The organism is Streptococcus sp. DFI.7.26 (assembly GCF_022240605.1).
GTDB classification, from domain to species: Bacteria; Bacillota; Bacilli; order Lactobacillales; family Streptococcaceae; genus Streptococcus; species Streptococcus xiaochunlingii.
Map to the genome: position 1 here is coordinate 1 of NZ_JAKOGN010000021.1, position 4,889 is coordinate 4,889.

Consider the following 4,889-nt stretch of genomic DNA (forward strand, 5'->3'; position numbering starts at 1 on the left):
CGTGATATACTAATATAGTTGTCGCGCGAGAGCGACAAAGACCTTTGAAAACTGAACAAGACGAACCAATGTGCAGGGCGCTATAACTAAGGTTATAGTACTGAACAATGAAAAAAACAATAAATCTGTCAGTGACAGAATGAGTTTAAGACAAACAATTATTTTAATGAGAGTTTGATCCTGGCTCAGGATGAACGCTGGCGGCGTGCCTAATACATGCAAGTAGAACGCTGAAGCTTGGTGCTTGCACCGAGCGGATGAGTTGCGAACGGGTGAGTAACGCGTAGGTAACCTGCCTGGTAGCGGGGGATAACTATTGGAAACGATAGCTAATACCGCATAACAGTAGATATTGCATGATATCTGCTTGAAAGGTGCAATTGCATCACTACCAGATGGACCTGCGTTGTATTAGCTAGTTGGTGAGGTAACGGCTCACCAAGGCGACGATACATAGCCGACCTGAGAGGGTGATCGGCCACACTGGGACTGAGACACGGCCCAGACTCCTACGGGAGGCAGCAGTAGGGAATCTTCGGCAATGGACGGAAGTCTGACCGAGCAACGCCGCGTGAGTGAAGAAGGTTTTCGGATCGTAAAGCTCTGTTGTAAGAGAAGAACGAGTGTGAGAGTGGAAAGTTCACACTGTGACGGTATCTTACCAGAAAGGGACGGCTAACTACGTGCCAGCAGCCGCGGTAATACGTAGGTCCCGAGCGTTATCCGGATTTATTGGGCGTAAAGCGAGCGCAGGCGGTTAGATAAGTCTGAAGTTAAAGGCTGTGGCTTAACCATAGTACGCTTTGGAAACTGTTTAACTTGAGTGCAAGAGGGGAGAGTGGAATTCCATGTGTAGCGGTGAAATGCGTAGATATATGGAGGAACACCGGTGGCGAAAGCGGCTCTCTGGCTTGTAACTGACGCTGAGGCTCGAAAGCGTGGGGAGCAAACAGGATTAGATACCCTGGTAGTCCACGCCGTAAACGATGAGTGCTAGGTGTTGGGTCCTTTCCGGGACTCAGTGCCGCAGCTAACGCATTAAGCACTCCGCCTGGGGAGTACGACCGCAAGGTTGAAACTCAAAGGAATTGACGGGGGCCCGCACAAGCGGTGGAGCATGTGGTTTAATTCGAAGCAACGCGAAGAACCTTACCAGGTCTTGACATCCCTCTGACCGCTCTAGAGATAGAGTTTTCCTTCGGGACAGAGGTGACAGGTGGTGCATGGTTGTCGTCAGCTCGTGTCGTGAGATGTTGGGTTAAGTCCCGCAACGAGCGCAACCCCTATTGTTAGTTGCCATCATTCAGTTGGGCACTCTAGCGAGACTGCCGGTAATAAACCGGAGGAAGGTGGGGATGACGTCAAATCATCATGCCCCTTATGACCTGGGCTACACACGTGCTACAATGGCTGGTACAACGAGTCGCAAGTCGGTGACGGCAAGCTAATCTCTTAAAGCCAGTCTCAGTTCGGATTGTAGGCTGCAACTCGCCTACATGAAGTCGGAATCGCTAGTAATCGCGGATCAGCACGCCGCGGTGAATACGTTCCCGGGCCTTGTACACACCGCCCGTCACACCACGAGAGTTTGTAACACCCGAAGTCGGTGAGGTAACCTTTTAGGAGCCAGCCGCCTAAGGTGGGATAGATGATTGGGGTGAAGTCGTAACAAGGTAGCCGTATCGGAAGGTGCGGCTGGATCACCTCCTTTCTAAGGATAAGGAAACCTGCACGTTGGTCTTGTTTAGTTTTGAGAGGTCTTGTGGGGCCTTAGCTCAGCTGGGAGAGCGCCTGCTTTGCACGCAGGAGGTCAGCGGTTCGATCCCGCTAGGCTCCATTGGTGAGAGATCACCAAGGATGAACATTGAAAATTGAATATCTATATCAAATAGTAACAAGAAAATAAACCGAAAACGCTGTGAATATTTAATGAGTTTTCTAATTTTTTAAGAAATTAGGTTAATAAGGTTAAGTTAATAAGGGCGCACGGTGGATGCCTTGGCACTAGGAGCCGAAGAAGGACGTGACAAACGACGAAATGCCTCGGGGAGCTGTAAGTAAGCTTAGATCCGGGGATGTCCGAATGGGGGAACCCAGCAGGTAATACCTGTTACCCATATCTGTTAAGGATATGAGGAGGAAGACGCAGTGAACTGAAACATCTAAGTAGCTGCAGGAAGAGAAAGCAAAAGCGATTGCCTTAGTAGCGGCGAGCGAAACGGCAGGAGGGCAAACCGAAGAGTTTACTCTTCGGGGTTGTAGGACTGCAATGTGGACTTAAAGATTATAGAAGAACTACCTGGGAAGGTAGGCCAAAGAGAGTAATAGCCTCGTATTTAAAATAGTCTTTATACCTAGCAGTATCCTGAGTACGGCGAGACACGTGGAATCTCGTCGGAATCTGGGAGGACCATCTCCCAACCCTAAATACTCCCTAGTGACCGATAGTGAACCAGTACCGTGAGGGAAAGGTGAAAAGCACCCCGGGAGGGGAGTGAAATAGAACCTGAAACCGTGTGCCTACAACAAGTTCGAGCCCGTTAATGGGTGAGAGCGTGCCTTTTGTAGAATGAACCGGCGAGTTACGATATGATGCGAGGTTAAGTTGAAGAGACGGAGCCGTAGGGAAACCGAGTCTGAATAGGGCGTCTTAGTATTATGTCGTAGACCCGAAACCATGTGACCTACCCATGAGCAGGTTGAAGGTGCGGTAAAACGCACTGGAGGACCGAACCAGGGCACGTTGAAAAGTGCTTGGATGACTTGTGGGTAGCGGAGAAATTCCAAACGAACTTGGAGATAGCTGGTTCTCTCCGAAATAGCTTTAGGGCTAGCGTCGACATTAAGATTCTTGGAGGTAGAGCACTGTTTGGGTGAGGGGTCCATCCCGGATTACCAATCTCAGATAAACTCCGAATGCCAATGAATTATGGTCGGCAGTCAGACTGCGAGTGCTAAGATCCGTAGTCGAAAGGGAAACAGCCCAGACCACCAGCTAAGGTCCCAAAATAATTGTTAAGTGGAAAAGGATGTGGGGTTGCACAGACAACTAGGATGTTAGCTTAGAAGCAGCTATTCATTCAAAGAGTGCGTAATAGCTCACTAGTCGAGTGACCCTGCGCCGAAAATGTACCGGGGCTAAAACAATTTACCGAAGCTGTGGATACCTTTAATGGTATGGTAGGAGAGCGTTCTATGTGTGAAGAAGGTATACCGTGAGGAGTGCTGGAACGCATAGAAGTGAGAATGCCGGTATGAGTAGCGAAAGACAGGTGAGAATCCTGTCCACCGTAAGACTAAGGTTTCCAGGGGAAGGCTCGTCCGCCCTGGGTTAGTCGGGACCTAAGGAGAGACCGAAAGGTGTATCCGATGGACAACAGGTTGATATTCCTGTACTAGAGTATGTAGTGATGGAGGGACGCAGTAGGCTAACTAAAGCGTGCGATTGGAAGTGCACGTCTAAGCAGTGAGGTGTGAATTGAGTTAAATGCTTAGTTCTATAACATTGAGCTGTGATGGGGAGCGAAGTTTAGTAGCGAAGTTAGTGATGTCACACTGCCAAGAAAAGCTTCTAGCGTTAAGCATACTCTACCCGTACCGCAAACCGACACAGGTAGTCGAGGCGAGTAGCCTCAGGTGAGCGAGAGAACTCTCGTTAAGGAACTCGGCAAAATGACCCCGTAACTTCGGGAGAAGGGGTGCTGACTTATGTCAGCCGCAGTGAATAGGCCCAAGCAACTGTTTATCAAAAACACAGCTCTCTGCTAAATCGTAAGATGATGTATAGGGGGTGACGCCTGCCCGGTGCTGGAAGGTTAAGAGGAGTGCTTAGCGTAAGCGAAGGTATGAATTGAAGCCCCAGTAAACGGCGGCCGTAACTATAACGGTCCTAAGGTAGCGAAATTCCTTGTCGGGTAAGTTCCGACCCGCACGAAAGGCGTAATGATTTGGGCACTGTCTCAACGAGAGACTCGGTGAAATTTTAGTACCTGTGAAGATGCAGGTTACCCGCGACAGGACGGAAAGACCCCATGGAGCTTTACTGCAGTTTGATATTGAGTGTCTGTGCCACATGTACAGGATAGGTAGGAGCCATAGAGATCGGGACGCCAGTTTCGATGGAGGCGATGTTGGGATACTACCCTTGTGTTATGGCCACTCTAACCCGGATAGGTGATCCCTATCGGAGACAGTGTCTGACGGGCAGTTTGACTGGGGCGGTCGCCTCCTAAAAGGTAACGGAGGCGCCCAAAGGTTCCCTCAGAATGGTTGGAAATCATTCGCAGAGTGTAAAGGTATAAGGGAGCTTGACTGCGAGAGCTACAACTCGAGCAGGGACGAAAGTCGGGCTTAGTGATCCGGTGGTTCCGTATGGAAGGGCCATCGCTCAACGGATAAAAGCTACCCTGGGGATAACAGGCTTATCTCCCCCAAGAGTTCACATCGACGGGGAGGTTTGGCACCTCGATGTCGGCTCGTCGCATCCTGGGGCTGTAGTCGGTCCCAAGGGTTGGGCTGTTCGCCCATTAAAGCGGCACGCGAGCTGGGTTCAGAACGTCGTGAGACAGTTCGGTCCCTATCCGTCGCGGGCGTAGGAAATTTGAGAGGATCTGCTCCTAGTACGAGAGGACCAGAGTGGACTTACCGCTGGTGTACCAGTTGTCTCGCCAGAGGCATCGCTGGGTAGCTATGTAGGGAAGGGATAAACGCTGAAAGCATCTAAGTGTGAAACCCACCTCAAGATGAGATTTCCCATAACAATATGTTAGTAAGAGCCCTGAGAGAAGATCAGGTAGATAGGTTAGGAGTGGAAGTTGTGTGAGCAATGGAGCGGACTAATACTAATAGCTCGAGGACTTATCCAAAAAGTAACTGAGGATATTTACAGC

Annotated in this window: 1 tRNA gene and 2 rRNA genes; all 3 read left to right on the forward strand. The window is 49.9% G+C overall.

Features of this window, described 5'->3' with window-relative positions:
- Nucleotides 1-162: 162 nt before the first annotated feature.
- The 3 genes from L0M85_RS09540 to L0M85_RS09550 all read left to right on the forward strand — a co-directional run bounded on the left by L0M85_RS09540 (nucleotide 163) and on the right by L0M85_RS09550 (nucleotide 4,865).
- Nucleotides 163-1,711, forward strand: a 16S ribosomal RNA gene (locus L0M85_RS09540).
- A gap of 53 nt (nucleotides 1,712-1,764) precedes the next feature.
- Nucleotides 1,765-1,837 (forward strand) — tRNA-Ala (locus L0M85_RS09545).
- Nucleotides 1,838-1,966: 129 nt separating this feature from the next.
- Nucleotides 1,967-4,865, forward strand: a 23S ribosomal RNA gene (locus L0M85_RS09550).
- Together the 16S and 23S rRNA genes with 1 tRNA gene alongside form the textbook arrangement of a ribosomal RNA operon.
- The last annotated feature ends 24 nt before the right edge of the window (nucleotides 4,866-4,889 follow it).